At 68.9% G+C, this 19057-nt stretch carries 13 protein-coding genes; 6 read left to right on the plus strand and 7 right to left on the minus strand.

All coding sequences use genetic code 11. The annotated features are described in order from the left end of the window. Positions 1 to 47 precede the first annotated feature (47 nt). Both HT579_16990 and HT579_16995 read right to left on the minus strand, forming a co-directional pair. The gene (locus tag HT579_16990) at positions 48 to 470 is read right to left on the minus strand and encodes a tripartite tricarboxylate transporter TctB family protein (protein QKS30461.1); all 423 of its coding nucleotides are present in this window, start codon (positions 468 to 470) and stop codon (positions 48 to 50) included. A 100-nt stretch (positions 471 to 570) separates the two neighbouring features. Continuing rightward, a complete protein-coding gene (locus HT579_16995) occupies positions 571 to 1617 on the minus strand; it encodes a LysR family transcriptional regulator (GenBank protein ID QKS30462.1) in 1047 nt (348 codons plus the stop codon). On the opposite strand from HT579_16995, the gene HT579_17000 reads away from it, so the two are divergent. The 3 genes from HT579_17000 to HT579_17010 all read left to right on the plus strand — a co-directional run bounded on the left by HT579_17000 (position 1612) and on the right by HT579_17010 (position 3952). Further along, the gene (locus HT579_17000) at positions 1612 to 2580 is read left to right on the plus strand and encodes a tripartite tricarboxylate transporter substrate binding protein (GenBank protein ID QKS30463.1); all 969 of its coding nucleotides are present in this window, start codon (positions 1612 to 1614) and stop codon (positions 2578 to 2580) included. The two genes, HT579_16995 and HT579_17000, sit on opposite strands and share 6 nt — an antisense overlap. Before the next feature lie 120 nt (positions 2581 to 2700). Continuing rightward, complete coding sequence (locus HT579_17005; protein QKS30464.1) at positions 2701 to 3453, plus strand: class I SAM-dependent methyltransferase; 753 nt, start codon at positions 2701 to 2703, stop codon at positions 3451 to 3453. Positions 3454 to 3733: 280 nt separating this feature from the next. Next, positions 3734 to 3952 (plus strand): hypothetical protein, encoded by a 219-nt coding sequence (locus tag HT579_17010; protein ID QKS30465.1) that lies wholly within the window; start codon positions 3734 to 3736, stop codon positions 3950 to 3952. 53 nt (positions 3953 to 4005) lie between these two features. Here the strand turns inward: HT579_17010 and recD are convergent, their stop codons facing one another. From recD to yaaA, 4 genes are all read right to left on the minus strand, one after another. Beyond that, positions 4006 to 6060: an exodeoxyribonuclease V subunit alpha gene (recD, locus tag HT579_17015; protein QKS30466.1), complete on the minus strand. Its 2055-nt coding sequence runs from the start codon at positions 6058 to 6060 to the stop codon at positions 4006 to 4008. Further along, positions 6060 to 9746 (minus strand): exodeoxyribonuclease V subunit beta, encoded by a 3687-nt coding sequence (recB, locus tag HT579_17020; GenBank protein ID QKS31687.1) that lies wholly within the window; start codon positions 9744 to 9746, stop codon positions 6060 to 6062. The genes recD and recB overlap by 1 nt, the downstream gene beginning before the upstream one ends. 74 nt (positions 9747 to 9820) lie before the next feature. Further along, the gene (recC, locus tag HT579_17025; protein QKS31688.1) at positions 9821 to 13372 is read right to left on the minus strand and encodes an exodeoxyribonuclease V subunit gamma; all 3552 of its coding nucleotides are present in this window, start codon (positions 13370 to 13372) and stop codon (positions 9821 to 9823) included. A gap of 125 nt (positions 13373 to 13497) precedes the next feature. Next, a complete protein-coding gene (gene yaaA / locus HT579_17030; GenBank protein QKS31689.1) occupies positions 13498 to 14268 on the minus strand; it encodes a peroxide stress protein YaaA in 771 nt (256 codons plus the stop codon). Between the two features lie 152 nt (positions 14269 to 14420). On the opposite strand from yaaA, the gene HT579_17035 reads away from it, so the two are divergent. The 3 genes from HT579_17035 to HT579_17045 all read left to right on the plus strand — a co-directional run bounded on the left by HT579_17035 (position 14421) and on the right by HT579_17045 (position 17596). Beyond that, positions 14421 to 16412, plus strand: coding sequence for a site-specific recombinase (locus HT579_17035; GenBank protein ID QKS30467.1), 1992 nt, complete (start codon positions 14421 to 14423; stop codon positions 16410 to 16412). A 184-nt stretch (positions 16413 to 16596) separates the two neighbouring features. Then, on the plus strand, positions 16597 to 17073 hold the full coding sequence (locus HT579_17040; GenBank protein ID QKS30468.1) for a DUF2934 domain-containing protein: 477 nt from the start codon (positions 16597 to 16599) through the stop codon (positions 17071 to 17073). A gap of 49 nt (positions 17074 to 17122) precedes the next feature. After that, positions 17123 to 17596: a carbohydrate-binding protein gene (locus HT579_17045; GenBank protein ID QKS30469.1), complete on the plus strand. Its 474-nt coding sequence runs from the start codon at positions 17123 to 17125 to the stop codon at positions 17594 to 17596. A gap of 36 nt (positions 17597 to 17632) precedes the next feature. On the opposite strand, the gene chrA is transcribed toward HT579_17045, so the two are convergent. Then, entirely contained in the window at positions 17633 to 19018 is a 1386-nt protein-coding gene (chrA, locus tag HT579_17050) for a chromate efflux transporter (GenBank protein ID QKS31690.1), read from the minus strand. Positions 19019 to 19057: the final 39 nt, after the last annotated feature.

The raw sequence follows: 19057 nt of genomic DNA on the forward strand, positions 1-19057 counted from the left end.
TTGTGGTGGCTGGAATTCGTAAGTTCCATACTGCGTGCAACACTACACTAGCTCCTGAGGAACGCTGGCAGTACCGGAATCGTGAGCCTCAGCCCCATGATGAAGACGAGGTACGTCATGACGGCCATCACGATCGACAGGATGATCGCTTCCTTCCAGCAGAACTCGTGGCTCGCGAAGCTGGAGATCACGATCAGCGCGAGCATGGACGCCAGCAGGCCCGCCCAGCGCAGCATCGCTGCATAGACGAGCACCGCACCGAGCACCCATGCCAGCTCGGCGAAATGGAAGCTCTCGAGCTTGCCGCCCTCCCCCTCGCGCCCCAGTCCGTCCAAGGCCACCAGCACGCCGACAAGCGTGAGCAGCCCGCCCAGCACGGCCGGGAAATACGCCGGCCCCATGAGCTGTGCGGTACCAAAGTCGTAGCGGGTCGCGAACGCCGCGAAAAACAGCCCGAACGCGATGAACATCACGCCCGACCAGAAGTCGGTTTCGTTTCGGATTCTCAGTTTCGTCTCCTCGCGGTCGCTGCGCGTCTGGCAAGGCTGTTCGGACGTCTTCGTGCTCAGTCTATGGTTCGGACGGTCGGGAAATCGGGAACACTTCGCGCACGTACTCCGCCAGCATATCGCAGAATGCCGTTGCGTAGGACGGCAGGGAGCGCCGCTTGTCCCAGAAGACGGCCAGGTGCTCGCGCAACGGTTTGCCCCCGTCGGTGACCCGGACGATGTGCAGCGGATAGCGATCGATGCGTACTGCAGAGGGAACGATGGCAACACCGTGCCCACTCTCGGCCATCGCCAGCAGCGTATGCGGTGTCCGGCTCTCGAAAACGACATTGGCCTCAATGCCTGCCAGACGGCAGGCGGCGTCGAAGGTGCGGCGGGACAAGAAGCTGGTATCCAGCACCAGGAGCGGCTGGGTGGCGAGGTGGGCAATCTCGATCGCTCCGCTCTTTCCGAGCAGCAGCGGTGTATGGCAAGCGGCAAGCAGGTCTACCACCTCGAGCGGGCGGTTCGCAAAGCGCGCATCGTCGGGCTGAACCACGCCAAGGAGATTCTGGCCAAGGTGAATCTCGCCGCGCTCGAGCATTCCGAGGGTGTCGGACCACGCAATGGCCTCGATCACCTTGACACGCACGTTGGGGTAACGCTGCGTGTGTCGGTCCAGGAACCCGGAAAGGGTGCCTTCGATGAACTGCGGGGAGGCCGCCACCTTCAGTATGCCCGCGTCGCCGCGCCGAAGTTGTTGCGCGCGCTCGCCGATTGCGCTGGCGCAGTTCAACAAAGCACGGCAGTCGCCCAGCAACTGCTCGCCTTCACCAGTCAGCACAAGGCGGCGTCCTACACGATCGAAGAGTTTGAGATCGAGTTCCTCCTCGAGATCGCGGATCTGCCGCGACAGGGCAGGCTGGGCAATGTGCAGACGCACCGCCGCCCTGGAGACGGTGCCCAGTTCTGCAACGGTGACGAAAGTTCGTGCGTGCCGAAGATCCATACCAGTGGTCATGCCTGATCGGCATAAGCGACAAGAGGAATTCCATATTGGACGGCCAAGCGGCATTGCGCCATAGTTTATTTGTGAATTGCGTTCCTCTGTAAGGAGAAAACCATGCAATCAATGCTCTTGATGCGCGTACTTACGCTCGGCCTGACCGTCGCGGCATTCACCGCCGAAGCACAGACCTGGCCGTCGAAACCGCTGCGGGCGATCGTGCCGATCGCGCCCGGCAGCATGGCCGACATTGCCGGACGTGTCGTGTTCGAACAGTTGTCGACACAACTCGGGCAGCCCGTCATCGTCGAAAACCGTCCCGGCGCAGGGCAAACGATCGGTGCCGGCGTCGTCGCCAGGTCGGAACCCGATGGCTACACCCTGCTGCTCAACTCGTCCGCACACGCCATAGCGCCATCGCTTCATCTGCACCTGAACTACCACCCGGCGCGGGACTTCGCGGCAGTCATCCCGCTCGGCATCGTGCCCAATGTCCTGGTCGTCCCGCCAGCCAGAGGATGGAAGACCGTGGGCGAACTCGTCGCCGCAGCCAGGGCGAAGCCTGGCGCGATGAATTACGCCTCAGCCGGTGTCGGGACTGCGACCCATCTCAGCGCGGAACGCTTCCGGTCGAGCGCGGGAATCGAGGCCGTGCATGTTCCACTCAAGGGCGGGTCGGAAGTCCTCACTGAGGTGATGACCGGACGGGTCGATTTCTTCTTCGGGCCCGTCGGCGTCGTAGCGCCGCGGGTCCGGGAGGGCAAGCTCACTGCGCTCGTGGTGAATGGCGCCCAACGCTCTTCCTTGCTGCCGGACGTGCCCACTGCACTGGAGGCTGGCTTCGCCAATGCCGAGTATCCGCTCTGGTTGGGCGTGTTTCTGCCGGCGAAGACGCCGCGCGCTATCGTCGAGAAGCTTCACCGCGAGACGCTCAAGGCGCTGCAAGAGCCCAAGGTGAAGCACAAGCTGGCGACACTGGGGATCGATCCGATGGTCATGAACCCGACCGAGTTTGACGCGCATGTCGACAAGGAGATTGCCGTCAACGCAGCGCTGGTCAATGCGGCTGGCTTGAAGCCGCAGTGACACACGAGCAAGCATGAGGCCTCCCGCCCGGTTGGCGGCCAAAACGATGCCTCTGTCTCAGAACACATAGTGATTTCATCAACATTCGTTGCTTCGGACGGGGACGGTTACGAGGTCCAGATGGGCCGATGGAGCCGTCGTCTCGCGCCCCTGTTCATTGACTTCGCGGGGATTGCGGCAGCGGAGCGCGTCCTGGATGTCGGCTGCGGCACGGGCAATCTGAGTTTCAGAATTGCCCGGAACCCGGCCATCGGCAGCGTGCGTGGCATTGATTTTTCGGCCGCTTACGTCGATTGCGCCAGGCGACGGAATCGTGATGCGCGCGTCGACTTCGAAGTGGGAGACGCTTGCGCTCTGCCATTTCCGGACGCTTCATTTGACCACACCCTCTCGCTGCTGGTCCTGCAATTCATTCCCCAGGCCGATCTCGCTGTGCGCGAGATGCGGCGTGTCACGCGTCCGGGCGGAACTGTCGCCGCCGCGACGTGGGACACACGCGGCGGGCTCGTCTGCGTTCGTCTGATCTTCGATACGGCAGCCATGCTCGATGGGCGCGGAAATGTGGAGAGAGCGAGAGCGTGCACCAAGCCCATGAGTCGCCCCGGAGACCTGGTGCGCGCGTGGCGTGCGGCCGGTCTGGTTGCTGTCGTGGACGGCATGCTGACCATCCGCATGGATTTCGCATCCTTTGCCGACTTCTGGGCACCCGCAGAAGGCAAGGATGGACCGATCGCGGACTACGTCGGTACCCTTGGCATGCAAGCGCGGGAAAAGCTTCGCGAGATGGTCAAGCTGGCGTATCTGGATGGAGAGGTCGATGGTCCACGGTCCTACGCCGCAACGGCCTGGGTCGTGAAGGGCAAAGTGCCATAGTCGCTGGAGCCCCTGTGGTCTGGGCCGGCACCCAACCTTGTTCCGCGTCAGATCCCAATCGTAGTGTTCGCAGGGCCGACCTGCCGCCGACATCGGAGAAGCCCCCTCAAGACAGCAAGCATTCCGCGATCGCTCCGAATGGCTGGATTGGGCCGAGACATCGCTGCTCGAGCCTGCGACAGATCGCCGGCGGCGCGTTATCATTCCCGCTGTCGGGCCAGGAGTTTGGTCCTGGCCGCCGTCCGCCCCGAAGTGTGTGGCGATTTTCGAGGAGGGAGCAATGCACGCGCAACGAGGAAGAGACCGGCGTCAGCAGCAGTCCGGGCCGCCGCCCGGCATGGCGGAGCGCCGCTGCGGCGTCGAACGGCGAACCCTGCATGTGACCCCCGAGTCGATCGCCGAGATCGAGGCGCGTGTCGCCATGTACGCACGCAAGCCCAAGGGCCCGGACGCCGGCGATGGATCGGGCTGGGACAAGCTGATCGTCCCCCTCGACTGATCCGCATCGACTGATCCGCATCGACCGGCGGCCTGCGGCCGCCGGCTGCGCCTTCACTGCAGCAGGCCACTGGCACGCAGCACGCGCCGCCGCACCGCTTCCTGCAACAGGCCGACGCCGGCCGGCGTCGCCAGCGTCAAGCGCGAGCGGGCCCGCGTGATGCCGGTGTACAGCAGTTCGCGCGTCAGGATCGGACTCGGTACGGCCGGCAGGAGCAGCGCCACATGCGCGAACTCGGAACCCTGCGCCTTGTGAACGGTGAGCGCATACGCCGTCTCCACCGCCCGCAGGCGAGTCGGCAGAATCCAGCGGATGCCGTCGGCCGCGCCGCTTGCGGCAAAGGCGACTCGCAGGATCGATTCGCCGGCGGTGCTGCCAGGCAGCTCGAGCGCGATACCGATGTCGCCGTTCATCAGTCCCAGGCTGTATTCGTTGCGCGTCACCAGCACCGGACGGCCAGGGTACCAGCCGTGCGTGGCGCGAATCAGCCCGGCTGCGTGCAGCGCGTCGGCGATCCGCTGGTTGAGACCGGCGACACCCCAGGGGCCGAGCCGCGGCGCACACAGCACCTGGAACTCGCCGTGCGCCGCCAGCACCGCCTGCGCCCAGTTGGCGAAAGCCGCCGCCGTCGCCGTGCCTGCCGGCTGTTGCGCGCGCATCGTTTGCAGGTAGTGCCGATAGCCGCTGCCAGCGGCGGCGTGACCGCCGGCCGGCAGCGGCCCGCCGTCGACGACGAGCTCCCTGAAGCGGCGCTCGTCTTCGCCAGGCAATTCGCAGAACGCCAGATCCGCCTGCGGCTGCCGCCACAGCTCGGCCAGCAACCGCGTGTCGCCGGCATTCACCACCGCCGCCAGGCGGCCGATGCCGCTCGCTGCCGCGAAGCGATGGCTGTGGCGCAGCATGACCACCGCCTGATCGAGCGCGCTGCCATCCGGGTCGACCAGAGCCGGCTCGATGCGCTCGCCGCTGACTGCCGTCAGCCAGTCGCAAGTGGCCGGACGGTAGTGGCCGTCAGCGGCGCGTCGACACAGTTCGCCGAATACCGCCCCCGCCTCGACCGAGGCGAGCTGATCGCGGTCGCCAATGAGGACGAGCCGGGCCGTCTCCGGCAGGGCGGCGAAGACCGCCGCCATCATCTCGAGGTCGACCATCGAAGCTTCGTCGATCACCAGCAGATCGACTGCCAGCAGGTTGCCCGCATGGTGGCGGAAGCGCCGGCTCTCGGGACGACCGCCGAGCAGCCGGTGGAGCGTCCCGACGCGGTCGGGAATCGCCGCGCGCACGGCCTCGGCATGGGCCACGCCGGCGAGTGACAGCGACGCCAGCGCGCCGGCGATGGCGTCGCTCAGCCGCGCCGCCGCCTTGCCGGTCGGCGCCGCCAGCCGGATGCGCAGCGGCCGCGCCGGCTGCCCATCGGCTGCGTCGGCAAGCGCCAGCGCCTGCAGCAGCGCGACCAGCCGCAGCACGGTCGTCGTCTTGCCGCTGCCGGGGCCGCCGGTGATGATGCTGAAACCGCTGCCGGCGGCCAGCGCACAGGCGATCTTCTGCCAGTCGACGCGTTCGCCTGCGACGGCGGGAAACAGCGCGGCAAGCGTCGTCCGCATCGCCGTCACCGGCAGCGCGGCCTGCAGTTGCGGCGACACGCAGAGCCGCCGCTCGATGGCAGCACGCACGTCCTGCTCGCACTGCCAGTAGCGACGCAGGTACAGCCGCCCGGCGGCGAGCACCAGCGGTGTCGTGCCGCTGCCACCGGCGACCAGCAGCGGGTGGGCCAGGGCAGCCTGCCAGTCGGCGAGGCTGAGGCCGGCAAGCACTTCCTCCGGCCGCAGCGCCGGCGCCGCCCCGGCCAGCCCCTCGTCGCCGGCCGGCGGCAGCGACAGCGCCTGCCCCGGGGCTGCCAGCGTGGCCGGCAAGTCGAGGCAGGCATGGCCGCGACCGAGCTGATGGCTGGCCAGAGCGGCAGCGAGGATCAGCCAGGGCGACGCATCGGGCACCTCACGCCAGAGGAAGTCGGCGAAGGCGACATCGAGCGGCCGCAGCCACTGCCGCTCGCGCCACTGCCGCAGCAGCAGGCGCATCTCCGGTCGCTGCACGATGGCGGCGGCCATCAGCGCTGCGGCGCCACTTGCCGGCCGGCAAACAGCGCATCGAGTTCGTCGATCAGTTGCCGTGGCGGCCGTTCGGCGTGCAGGCCACGGCTGGCCGAATCGCCGCCGCGAAGGAAGACGTAGACCGCCGCCCCGACGTGGCGATCGTAGTCGTAGTCCGGCAGCCGCGCGCGCAGCAGCCGGTGCAGCGCCAACAGGTAGAGAACGTACTGCAGGTCGTAGCGTGCGTGCAGGATGGCCTCGCGCAACGCCGCCGGCGTGTACGCGGCATCCGCCGGGCCCAGCCAGTTCGACTTGTAATCGACCACGTAGTAGCGCCCCTGATGTTCGAGAACGAGGTCGATGAAGCCCTTCAGCATGCCGTTCAGCTGGCCCTCCTGCAGCGCCGGGCGCGCCGCTCCGGCGAGCGTGTGGCGGCAGACCAGTGCGTCGACGCGCCGCAGGTCGACGGCGTGCACCGGCAGCCAGAACTCCATCTCCGCCCGTGCCGCCGACAGCGCGCACAGCCGCAGCGTCGTCGCCGCTGCCGCCTGCCCGGCCGGCAGTTCCCACGGTCGCGTGAGGAAGCCCTGCAACCAGTCCGCGAGCGATCCGCTCCATCGTTCCCGGCCACGCGTCCGGCAGCAGCGTGCGACCAGTTCTTGCCGCAGCGACCCGTCGCCGGCAACGTTCGCGAAACCCGCGGCGGCACTCGCCTCGAGCAACTCATGCAGGAAGGTCCCGGCTTCGGCGCCACGCGGAAAATCGTGCAGCGAAGCGGCGGCGGCTGGCGCCGCCTCGCTGGGTGCCGGTGTGGCGGGCTCCGCCGCGGTCGTTCGCGCCTCGTGGAAGAGTTCCTCGGTCGCCGTCCCGGCCGCCAGCGACGACGCGACGGCATCGCCCGCGGCGGCGATGCGCAGGGCCGAATAGCTGGCGATCCACCAGTGCTCGCGCAAGACCCGTGCCGACTGGCGGGCGCTGCCGACGCTGTGGCGCAGCGCTTGCGTGCGGAAGCGCTCGTCGCCCGCTGCCGCCGCCGGCACGAGCGCGATGTGCGGACAGCCGGCAGCCAGCGCCTGCAGTCGCTGCGGCAACTCTTCCGCTGCCGGTTCCTCGCCGGCGCCGAGCAGGTAACCGAAGGCACCTTGCTGCAGGCCGGCGAGCGGCGCCACGCCCAGCCAGGTGGCATGCTGCGCCCGCGTCAGCGCGACGTAGAGCTTGCGCAGGTCCTCGGCGAGGCGTTCGCGGTCGGCAAGGGCGACGATCGCCGGGTCGCTGGTCAGCGATAGTTGCGGCCGGCCCGCGGCATCATGCCACTTCAGCGGCGGCCGGCTGTGCGACGTGATTGCCCGGTAATTGCAGGCGAAGGGCAGGAAGACGAGTGGATACTCGAGGCCCTTGGCCTTGTGTACCGTCACCACCTGCAGCAGTTCGGCATCGCTTTCGAGGCGCAACTGCCGCGCATCACCGGCGGCGGCCGCCGCCGGCTGCCGCCTTTGCCCGGCGAGATGGCGAAGCAGCGCCTGTGGGCCATCGAGCAGGGCACTCGCCTGCTGCAGCAGTTCGGCCAGATGCAGGAGGTTGGTCAGGGTGCGTTCACCGCCCGGCGGCGGCGGTTCGCCCGGCGTTGCGCCAGCAACGCGGCCGAGCAGCCGGGCGGGCACCGAAAAATCGTGCAGCAGGCGGCGCAGCATCGGCAATACGCCCTGCCGCAGCCAGCACTCGCGATAACCGCGAAACTGGACGACGCGCAGCTCCCACGCCGCTTCGTCGTGCTGCAGGGCGTCGAGTTCGTGCCAGCCGAGCGCGAGCGTCGCCGTCGCCAGGGCGCTGCGCAGCAGGCGCGGATCATCCGGCTCGGCGACGGCGGCCAGCCAGTGCTGCAGCTCGAGCGCCTCGTCGCTGTCGAAGACGGAATCGCGATCCGAGAGGTAGACGCTGCGCACGCCGCGCTGCTGCAGCGCGCCGCGGATGGCGGCGGCCTCGCTGCGGTTGTTGACCAGCACCGCCATGTCCGCCGGGCGCAGCGGCCGCAGTCCGCCGCCGGCGGCGAAGCCGGCGCGACCGGCCTCGCCGAGATTGAGCAGCCGGACGATCTCGGCGGCGCAGGCGACAGCCATCAGCTCGAGATAGTCGGTCTTGCTCAGGCCCTTGTCGCCTGCTGCCGCCAGGAAGCAGGCGACGAGCGCCGGCGGGCTGGCGCCGTCAACCTGCAACGCGTCTGCACGCCCCTGCGCCTGCGCCGCCTCGAAAGGCAGAGGATTGCCGGCCGCGCTGCGGAAGCCGAAGGCGCCGCTCCCCTCGCGGCGCTGCTCGGCGAAGGCGAAGCAGTGGTTGGTCGCCGCCACCATCTCCCGGCTGGCGCGATAGTTCGTCAGCAGCGTGTAGATGCCGCCGCTGCAGGCGCTCCTGGCGGCCAGGTAGGTGTGAATGTCGGCGCCACGGAAGGCATAGATCGCCTGCTTCGGATCGCCGATGAGGATCAGCGCCGTTGGCTCGGAGGCGGGCGCCGGCCGATAGACGGCGTCGAAGATCCGGTACTGCACCGGGTCGGTGTCCTGGAACTCGTCGATCAGCGCCACCGGGAACTGCTGCCGGATCGCTGCCGCCAGCCGCTCACCACCGTCGCCCTGCAGTGCCGCCGCGAGCCGCGTCAGCAATTCATTGAAGCCCATCTGCGCGCGTGCTTCCTGTTCGCCGGCGAAGCGCTCAGCGACCCAGCGGGCGGCGTGGCAGAGCACCTCGCCCTGTGCCTGCGGCAGCGCCGCCAGTTCGCTGGCGAGCCCGGCGATCGCCAGCAGCGCCGGATGCTCCGGCGGCGCGCCGGACTTCCAGGCATCGAGCAGTCCGGCGGGGGTCAGTCGCTCCCAGCCTGTCTTCAGGTCCGGGCTGCCCATCCCGGGATCCTCATGCCAGGCGCGCAGGGCTTCCAGCCACGGCCGGTAGTAACGGCCCTGCAGCTTGCGTCCGTCGACCCGCCGCTGCGCGACCGCCGCGTCGAGCAGATCCTGCAGTTCGCCCACCCAGCTTCGCCACGGTGCCTTGAGTTCGGCCAGCCGTTGCTGCCGCAGGGCGCGCGCGCGCCCGAGGGCGTCATGCGGCGGTACTGCCGGCGGCAGCAGGGCGACGTCATCGAGCAGCCTGGCGACCACCTGCTGCAGCGCCTCCGGACCCGACCACCACTGCCGCAGCTCGCCCGCCGCAGCGGCTTCGAGCGGCACGATGAAAGTGCGCCAGTAGTCGCGCACGACTTCCGCCAACAGATCCTGCTGGTCGCTTTCCAGCGTCTGCACGAACAGGCTGTTGCTGGCAAACGCGTGCTCGCGCAGCATGCGGTTGCACCAGCCGTGAATCGTCGATACCGCCGCATCGTCCATCGCCTCGGCGGCGAGTTGCAGCTTGTGGGCACAGCCCGGCCACTGCTCCGGCGGGTACTCCGCGCGCAGCGCCTGCAACGTGGCGTCGCCGCCGGCGTCGGCAGCGGCCGCCGCGTCGCTCCGGAAACAGGCGGCGGCAGCGGCGAGGCGGCGGCGGATGCGGTCGCGCAGTTCTTCCGTCGCCGCTTCGGTGAAGCTGACGACCAGGATCTCTGCCGGCGCCAGCGGCCGCATGCCATCGCCACTGCCATGGCCGAGAACCAGGCGCAGGTACAGGGCAGCGATGGTGAATGTCTTGCCGGTGCCGGCGCTCGCCTCGATCAGCCGCATGCCGCTGAACGGCAGGCGCAGCGGGTCGAGCACGTGGCGCGCCAGGACGCCAGCGTCGCCGGTCGTCGCGCTGCTCACGCCTCTGCTCCCGCGGCGGCGGAGCGATTGCCGCGCCGCGGCCCGGCCGACGGCAGCGCCGCGTGCAGCGGCCGCAACAGGCGGTCGGCCAGGACGAAGAACTCGCCGCCAGCGGCGAGCGCCAGGAAATCCGGATAGACGCGGCGCAGACAGGGGTCCCGGTCGACCTCGCCCGGCTGCCGGTCGCCGCCGTCGTACACCTTCCTGGCATCCGCGTCGCTGCCCGAGTGCAGCCAGGCAAGGCCCGCCCGCACTGCCAGCGGCAGCGGGCGGCGCATGCCTTCGTGCCAGGCCTGCAGCAGTTGCCGCAGCAGGGCCGCTGCCGCCTCTGCCGGCAACGGGGCGAGCTCGATGTCGCCCTGCTTGCCGACCAGCAGCGTCGTCAACGGCCCGACCGCGATCTGCATTCCCAGGTGCCGCAGCCAATGCCGGATCACTCTGTCGCCGCGAACCCGCTGGCCATCGATCAGCTCGCGGCTGTCGACGACGACCTGGCCGAGGTTGTCGGCGCCGTCGCTGCGCACGCCGCCGAGCCAGTCGGCAATCTGCAGCGGCTGGCCGGCGATCGGCATCTCCAGGCAGAGCTCGCGTTCACCAGCCAGCGGCAGCGGCCAGCGCGCGAGGGCCTGCCGATGGCGCGCGAAAAGGTCGTCGAGCGCTGCCAGCAACTCGTCGGCCAGCACCTCGCCGAAGGCGCCGGCGGGCAGCGCACCGCGGCGGTTGATGGCGCTGAGCCGGGCCTGGCCGGCCGTGCCGATGTCCTCGCCACGCTGCAGTGCCGCGAGCTGGACGGCGATCAGCTCGTCCTGCAGTTGCCAGCGACCGAGCGCATCGATGACGAAGGGCTCCTGGTCTTCGCCGACGGGATCGTCGGTGGCGAAGACGACGCCCAGACGCTGGCGGAAGAACGACCGCACCGGATGCGCGAGAAAATCCTCGAGTTCACGCAGCGACAGCGCCTCGTCGCGCGCCAGCGGCGGCAATGGGACGCCGTTCGCGGGCCAGCGCCGAGCACCCGACGGGACCCCGTCCGCCTGCCATTCGCGCGCATAGGTGAACAGGCCGGCCGCCGCCGGCGCCGGGAAGTACTCGGCACTGAACGGCTGCAGGCGATGCTCGACGGTCAGCGCCGCGAGCAAGGCAGCGCCCGGCGCGGCGGCAACGGCATGCGCCATGTCGGCGGCGGCGTCGACGGCCAGCGTCCAGCCGGCAGCGAGATGATCGCGCAACTGGCCGACCAGTACCGACGGCGGTCGCGGACGGTTGTCGTTGATGCTGCGGCCGACCCACGAGATGTGCAGGTGTTCGCGCGCCGACAACAGGGCTTCGAGAAAGAGATAGCGATCGTCTTCGCGCCGCGACCGGTCGCCGGGGCGGTGATCGCCAGCCATGAGGTCGAAATCGGTCGCCGGCCGGCTGCGCGGATAATCGCCGTCGTTCATGCCGAGCAGGCAGACGCGACGAAACGGGATGGCGCGCATCGGCATCAGCGTGGCGAAGGTGATCGCGCCGGCGAAGAAGCGCTGCGTCAGGCCGCCGGCATCGAGGCTGGCGAGCCAGTGCGCGCCGACCACCGACAGCGGCAGATCGGCGCTCAGCGCGGCGGCGTCGCACGCTTCCTGCCAGCGCTGCAGCGCGCCCTCGAGCTGCAGCAGGGTAAAGGCGTCGGCATCGTCGTCGGCAGCGAAGAAGTCGGCCAGCAACTGGCGCAGGCGAGCACACCAGGTGGCGACCGGCGCCGCGCTGCGCAGCGTCTGCCAGTACTCCTGCAGACGCTCGATCAGTTGCAGCAGCGGCCCGAGCAACGCGGCGTCGATACCGCCGATCTCGTCGTAGGGCTCGATCCCCTGCCAGGCGCCGGCGTCGGCGCCGACGGCGTAGCCGAGCAGCATCCGGCGGCTGCCGAACAGCCAGGTATTCGCCGCCGCGGCCTCCGCCGGCCGCGGCAAGCCGAAGCTCGCGCGGTGCTCGGCGTGCAGGCCCCAGCGGATGCCGGCACCACGGATCCAGCGATGCAGCAGCGGCAGGTCCTCGTCGGCGATCGCGAAGCGGCGTCGCAGCGCCGGCACCTCGAGCAGGTCGAGCACGTCACTCGCCGCCAGCCGCGACTGCGGCAGCGACAGCAGCTTCTCGAGCGCCTGCAGCAGCGGGTCGCACTCCCGCCGCGACTGGTCGACGACGGTGAACGGCAGGTAACGCGGATCATCGGCGGGCAGCAGGCCGAACACCGCCTGCACATGCGGTGCGTAGACGCCGATGTCGGGCACCATGACGATGATGTCGTGCGGACGCAGGCTCGGGTCTGCGTTGCAGGCGGCGAGGAGCTGGTCGTGCACGATCTCGACCTCGCGCTGCGCGCTGTGCGCGACGTGGAAACGCAGCGAATGATCCTGCCGCGGATCGACCGCCGGCCAGCAGGCGCGCGTTTCGTGCAGCGGCCGCAGGTCGAGGATGTCGTCCTGCAGCTGCTGCAGCAGGCTGGCCACGCCGCCGGATTCGAAGAGCTCGATCCGCTGCCGGGCTGCCGGCAACTGCCGCTCGCCCGGCAGTTGCTGCCCGTCGCAGTCGTCGAGGAGGCCGATGAAATCGCGCCCCTGCTTGCCCCAGGCCGCCAGCAGCGGCTGCGCATGCACGTGCAGCAGTTCCGGCGTCAGCTCGGCCGGCATTCCCTGCCGCCGTCGCTGGCCGCCGCTGCCGCGGCGCAGGAGGTCGCGGTCGGCGACGATGTCGGCCCAGTGATGCCGGCACGGGTTGTGCACGCAGATCAGGACCTGCGTCCACCGCGCCAGCACGGCGAGAACCTCGAGCGCCTGCTGTGGCAGGCTGGAGATGCCAAAGACCAGCAGGCGCCGCGGCAATCCGTCCGGCCGCCCGGCCGCGGTCCACTGCCGCGCCCGTTCCATGAAGGCGGCATGAACCGCGGCACGCCCGGCGGTTCCCGTCACGCCGGAGGCTGCCGCGCCGGCGGCGACATCGGCCAGCAGTGCGCGCCACAACGCTGCCTGCCAACGCTGCCCGCCGGGCAGCGGCCGGCCGTTGCCGCGGCCGTCGGGCAGGACGTCGCTGCCCGCTGCCCAGGCGGCCAGCCAGTCCGCGCGATACACCTGATACTGATCGAAGAGGTCGGCCAGCCGCTCGGCCAGCTGGAAGCGCTTGCGCTGATCGCTGTCGTGCGCGAGGAAGGCGTGCAGCGGCTCGTACTCGGGCCTGCCGCCGAGTTCCGGCAGCAGGCGCAACAGCCGCCAGAGCAACCGCTCTTCGTCGAAGGGTGAGGATTCGGGCACCGCATCGCGCCCGAGCAGCGAGCGATAGGCCTGCCAGAGGAAACGTGCCGGCAGCGACACTTCCAGCCCAGCCGCGATGCCACAACCACCGGCTTCGCCGTCACTGCCCACGGCGTCGGCGGCCAGCGCCATCTTCAGCCACTGCGCAATGCCGTTGCTCTGCACGAGAATGGACTCGTTGTCGAGTGGCGCCAGCGGATATCGCTTGATCCAGGCGACGACCAGATCGCGCAGGATCTCGGGCCGGTTGCCGTGCACGACGATCAGACCGGGTTCAGGGGCAGGCGATGACAGGGTCGGCTCCTCCGGGCAACAGTGCGGCGACGGACGAAGGGGCGAAGACAACGCGGAAGCCGGTCATGCCGCCCACCTCGCGTCCTGCAGCCGACTCAGCGGCGGCGGCGAAACAGCAGGACACCGTCGCCTGCCGGCTGTCCGGCGTAGCAGTAGCCGTCGCTGTCGAAATCCCTGAGCGCAGCGACCTCGGTCAGCCGATTGACGAGCACGAAACGCGCCATCAGACCACGCGCGCGCTTGGCAAAGAAACTGACCACACGGAAGCGGCCGCCGCTCCAGTCCTCGAACACCGGCTGCACGACCGGGACCGACAGTTGCGGCGGCAGCAGCGCCCGGAAATACTCCTGCGAGGCCAGGCTGAGCAGTACGCTCGCCCCCGCTGCGCGTACCGCCGCATCCACCGCGACCGTGATGCGGTCGCCCCAGAAGGCGTAGAGATCCCGGCCACGCTCATTGACCAGCCGGCTGCCCATCTCCAGCCGGTACGGTTGCATCAGGTCGAGCGGCCGCAGCACACCGTACAGACCCGACAGGATGCGCAGCCTCGCCTGCGCGAAATGCAGATCGTCGGCCGACAGCGAAACGGCATCCAGCCCCTCATAGACGTCGCCGTTGAATGCCAGGATGGCCTGCTTGGCGTTCGACGGCGTGAACGGCTCGGCCCATTCGGCATAGCGGGTGGCGTTGAGCACCGCCAGCTGGTCGCTGATCTTCATCAGGCTGGCGATCTCTGCCGGCGACAGGCGGCGCAACCGGTCGACCAGAAGCCGCGACTGCTCGAGAAAGACCGGCTGCGAATGTTCGGCAAGCGTCGGCGGGGTCCGATAGTCGAGTGCCTTGGCGGGCGAGAGAACGACGATCATCGTCTGGCTCCGGGAAGTGGCGGGTCTGCAATCTGCACAATCTGCTAATATCGCCGATTGTAATCGACGTCGCACCACGGACACCGGCGATGCCTGCCCGCCGCCGACCGGCCCGGCTCGGCATCGCACGAAACCGAAGAACGCCGCCGTCAATGGAAGAAATCCTCAATCGTCTTGCCCTGCCGGACAGCGATCTGCCGTCGCTGCTCGCCGAACTCGTTGCCCGGCTGCGCCCCGACCACGCCGGCGATTCGGAGTCGGCGCGACGCAATCTGCAGGCGCTCTGCCACATCCTGAGCACCCGCCCGGAGCTGCGCAGCGCGTTGCGCAACGGCCTGACGACACTGGCGCAGACTTATCGCCACAGCGAGCTGTACACCGAGACCGGCATCCTGCCGAATACCGGCTTCGTCGCCGAGACACTGCACCGCATCGGCCACACCCTGCTGCCCGAGGTGCTCGATCCCGACCTGCTGCGCAGCGTCCTGCGGCGCGCCTTCGACCACCCGAGCGATCGCCGCTGGGTCATTGGCGTCGGAGAGCAGGCGTGGCTGGAACTGCTGACGGCGCTCCGCTTTGACGAGGGCCAGCCGGCGGCGAGCGTGCCGCCATCGGTCCTGCAGCTTCTGCGCTCGCTGCGCGTGCTGTCGCACTGGATCGCCGCCTGCGGCATGGAGCCGGAACTCCTGCGGCTCGAGCGCTCACTCGAGGCGCACGAATCGCCGTTCGCCGAGCAAAGCCGCGAGATGAGCGATTACATCACGGCCTACGCGGAGAACTGGGGCAGTCTGCCGGCCGCCGATGCCGATGATCGCCACCTGCGGCTCCTCTTCAGCCAGTGCCAGGAGGTGATCGAAAAGGTCCGCCGCACCGCCGCCCGCAACGGCACCAGCATCCGTCTCACCTACCACCTGCAGCGGTTGCGGCAACTGCTGCGGCGCTGCGAGCAACTGCTCGACATCCTCGCCGCATTGTCGGCCGACCCGCATGGCAGCAGCGCTGCCTACCCGGCCATCGTCACCCTGTTCGTCCAGCTGGTGCGCGAGGAGTGCCTGCGCAACAACCTGCCGCGGCACTGGCGCCAGAACACCGAACTCCTCGCCCTGCGGGTGACCGACAATGCCAGCCACCATGGCGAACACTACATCACCGAGACCCGCTCGGAGTACTGGCAGATGTGCCGGTCGGCGATGATCGGCGGCTTCGTCATCGCCTTCATGGCCTGTTTCAAGATCCTCCTGAGCAAGGCGCAGATGCCGCCACTGACCGGCGCCATCGCCTACTGCCTGAACTACGGTCTCGGCTTCTGCCTGATCCACATCGTGCACGGCACGGTCGCCACCAAGCAGCCGGCGATGACCGCCAACGCCATCGCCGCCAGCATCAGCGAGGCCGGCGGCAAGCTGCGCGACGTCGAGGCACTGACCACCCTGATCGCCCGCACCTGCCGCAGCCAGATCGTCGCCATCCTGGGCAACGTCGGCGTCGCCATTCCGCTGGCGGCGCTGCTCACCCTGGCGATCTTCAACCTCAGCGGCGAACACTTCACGAGCGAGGAGAAATCGCTGCACCTGCTCGCGGAACAGAGCCTGGTCCACAGCGGCGCGATCTTCTACGCCGCCATCGCCGGTGTCTGCCTGTTCATTTCGGGGCTGCTCAGCGGCTATTACGACAACTACGCCGCCTACAACAGGATCGCCGAACGCATTCTGCAGCTTCGCTGGCCACGACGCCTGTTCGGCGACGCGCGCATGCAGCGCGTTGCGGCCTACATCGGCGACAACCTCGGCGCACTCGCCGGCAACCTGCTCTTCGGCTTCCTGCTCGGCGGCACGACGCTGCTCGGGCTGCTGCTGGGCCTGCCGCTCGACATCCGCCACGTCGCCTTCTCGTCCGCCTTCGTCGGCATCGCCTTCGTCGATCTGGGCTACTCGCCGGATACCTCGCTCTTCCTCTGGGCGATCGTCGGCGTCGCCGCCATCGGCATCATCAATCTGACGGTGAGCTTCGCGCTGGCACTCAACGTCGCCCTGCGCGCGCGCCAGGTCGACGAGTCGGCGTGGAAGAGTCTGGCGCGAGCAGTGCCGGCACATCTCGTTCGCCAGCCGAGGGACTTCTTCCTGCCGCCGCGACGGCCGGACTGACCCGCCTCGCCGGCAGGAAGGCGTTTCTGGCCGGCAAACCGCGGCGCATCCGCCGGCGCGCCACGCATTCGCCTTGACCGGGACACGGGATTTTCCTATCCTGCTGCCATGGCCATGATCCGACGGATCGCCCGGCCAACCGCACTACCCACTCCTCTCCATCGCACGCCATGCCAAAGGAATCATGATGACCGAAGCCAAGACACCCGCCAAGAAAGCGACGACAACCCGCAAGACCGCCACACCGGCTGCCGCCGAAGCGCCGGCGAAGGCACCGGCCGCCACCCCGGCAGCGCCAGCAGCACCGGCCGCGACGGCAGGGGTCGCCGCCGAGACGGTGGCCAAGGCACCAGCGAGCAGGAAGGCAGCAGCCCCGGCGGCCGAGAAGAAGAGTCCGGCGAAGCCAAGCGCGGCAGCCACTGACCCGGCGGCCCCTGCCGCGACACCGCAAGCTGCAGCCACCGCGCCCATCGAAACGGCTGCCACGACAGCACCCGCTGCGCCCGCGGTTGCCAAGCCAAGTGCCGAGGAACGCTATCGCATGGTCGAATCCGCCGCCTATTTCATCGCCGAGAAGGATGGCTTCCAGGGCTGCGCCACGCATTACTGGACCCTGGCCGAGCGCGAGATCGCCGTCACCCTCGGCGAAGCCGAGGCTTGATCGCGAAGCGCGCCGACGCGCAACCATTGCCCATGATCCGGAGCACTTCGTGCGCAAGCGCCTGATCGGTGATCCGCAACCGGACGCGCAGCAGGCGCCGCCTGCCTGGCTGAGGCTGGACGAACTGGCGGAGGTCGAAATCAGCTCCGAGGATGCCGCCTGGCCGATCGAGTCGGCGCTGCTGCCCGGTACCGGCGGTGGCTGGCGGGCCTCGCTTCCGGGCCGGCAGACGATCCGGCTGATCTTCGCCCGGCCGCAGCGACTGCAACGGATCCATCTGCGTTTCGTCGAACCGGCACGCCAGCGAACGCAGGAGTACCTGCTGCGCTGGTCCGGCGACGGCGGCCAGTCGTTCCACGACATCGTCCGCCAGCAGTGGAACTTCGACCCGCGCGGGGCAAGCACGCAGACCGAGCAGCACCAGGTCGACCTCGCCGCAGTCGCCATCCTCGAACTGATCGTCACACCAGACATCGCCGATACCCAGGCGATCGCCTCGCTTGCCGAAATGCGCCTGGCCTGAGAGGCGGCCGCGCGATCGTCGCCGGCAGGGCGGACTTCAGGGAAGCAGGACCTTCAGGACGAGGCCGATCAGCGCCGTCGCCGCAATCAGGTGGATGACCTTGACCCGGAAGCGGAACAGGGCGACCAGCGCGCCGAGCGCGATCAGCGCCGATGTCGCGTCGAACGGTCCGGCGAAGCCGCGCGGCCAGAGCACGTGGTAGCCGAAGAACAGGGCCAGGTTCAGGATCACCCCTACCACCGCAGCGGTGATCGCCGTCAGCGGGGCGGTGAACTTGAGGTCGCCATGCGTCGATTCCACCAGCGGGCCGCCGGCGAGGATGAAGACGAATGAAGGCAGGAAGGTGAACCAGGTGACCAGAACGGCCGCCGCCGCCCCCGCCGCAAAGGCGGCATCGGGTCCGAACAGCGCCTGCACATAGCCGCCGATGAAGGCGACAAAGGCGACCACCATGATCAACGGTCCCGGTGTCGTCTCACCAAGCGCCAGGCCGTCGATCATCTGCGTCGGCGTCAGCCAGCCATGGTGCAGCACCGCACCCTGGTAGACGTAGGGCAGGACCGCATAGGCACCGCCGAAGGTCAGCAGGGCGGCCTTGGTGAAGAACCAGCCCATCTGCGTCAGCGTGTGCGCCCAGCCGTACACGAGCGTCAGCAGCGCCATCGGCACCAGCCAGAGCAGCGCCCCGACCACAACGACCGTGACCAGCCGCGACCAGCGGAAAGCCGCGTGCGGCGGCGTTGGTGTCCCGTCGTCGATGAGCGCCGGGCCGAATGACTTGCCGACCTCGACATGCCCACCGGCAGCGCCGAAACGCTGCGGCGCGAGACGCCCACCGAGATGGCCGATCAGTGCCGCCGCGGCGACGATCAGCGGGAACGGCACATCGAGAGCGAAGATGGCGACGAACGAGGCGGCGGCAATGGCCAGCAACAGCTTGTTGCGCAGCGCGCGCAGGCCGATGCGATGGGCCGCCTGCAGCACGATGGCGGTGACCGCCGGCTTGATGCCGTAGAACACACCGACAACGAGCGGCAAGTCACCGTAGGCGATGTAGACCCAGGAGAGGACGATCAGGATCAACAGCGAGGGGAGGACGAACAGCACGCCGGCGACGACGCCGCCGGCGACGCGGTGCAGCAACCAGCCGATGTAGGTCGCGAGCTGCTGCGCCTCCGGACCGGGAAGAAGCATGCAGTAGTTGAGCGCGTGCAGAAAGCGCCGCTCGGAAATCCAGTGCCGGTTCTCGACCAGTTCCTGATGCATGATCGCAATCTGCCCGGCGGGACCGCCGAAGCCGATCCAGCCGAGCTTGAACCAGAACGCGAAAGCCTGCCGGAAACTCACGCTGGCAGGTGCAGCGGCACTGCCTGTGAGCGCGCCGGAATCAAGTTGCGTCATCGGTCTGGGTGGTCCTCCCATGAGCCGCCGGGCACGAACCCGGCAGACGACAGCGAACGG

This window comes from Candidatus Accumulibacter similis, assembly GCA_013347225.1.
GTDB classification, from domain to species: Bacteria; Pseudomonadota; Gammaproteobacteria; order Burkholderiales; family Rhodocyclaceae; genus Accumulibacter; species Accumulibacter similis.